The organism is Paraburkholderia sp. BCC1876 (assembly GCF_902833695.1).
In the GTDB taxonomy this organism is placed as follows: domain Bacteria; phylum Pseudomonadota; class Gammaproteobacteria; order Burkholderiales; family Burkholderiaceae; genus Paraburkholderia.
The window spans coordinates 1-459 of the sequence record NZ_CADFGI010000082.1 but is presented as its reverse complement, the minus strand read 5'-3'; the positions used below and the strand labels follow the sequence as shown (position 1 = coordinate 459).

General features: G+C 69.5%; 1 protein-coding gene. It reads left to right on the top strand.

All coding sequences use genetic code 11. From position 1 onward, the window contains the following. Positions 1 to 459: superoxide dismutase (locus tag HWY05_RS37865; protein ID WP_176061501.1), on the top strand; the 459-nt coding region annotated here is incomplete at both ends.

The window sequence follows — 459 nt, the reverse complement described above, 5'->3', positions numbered from 1 at the left end:
GCGGGCCTGCCCTTCCCGCCGGTCGAGGAACTGGTCGCCGGCATCGAATCGCTGCCCGAGGCGGTGCGCGGCGCGGTGCGCAACAACGGCGGCGGCCATGCCAACCACAGCCTGTTCTGGAGCGTGATGACGCCCGGCGGCGGCGGCCAGCCGCAAGGCCGGCTCGGCACCGCGATCGACGCCGACCTGGGCAGCTTCGATTCGTTCAAGGACGCCTTCACCAAGGCCGCGCTGACGCGCTTCGGCAGCGGCTGGGCCTGGCTCAGCGTGACCCCGCAGAAGAAGCTGGTGGTGGAGAGCAGCGGCAACCAGGACAGCCCGCTGATGCACGGCAATACGTCGATCCTCGGCCGCGACGTCTGGGAGCATGCCTACTACCTGAAGTACCAGAACCGCCGGCCGGAATACATCGCGGCCTTCTACCAGGTGATCAACTGGCCCGAGGTCGCGCGCCGCCAC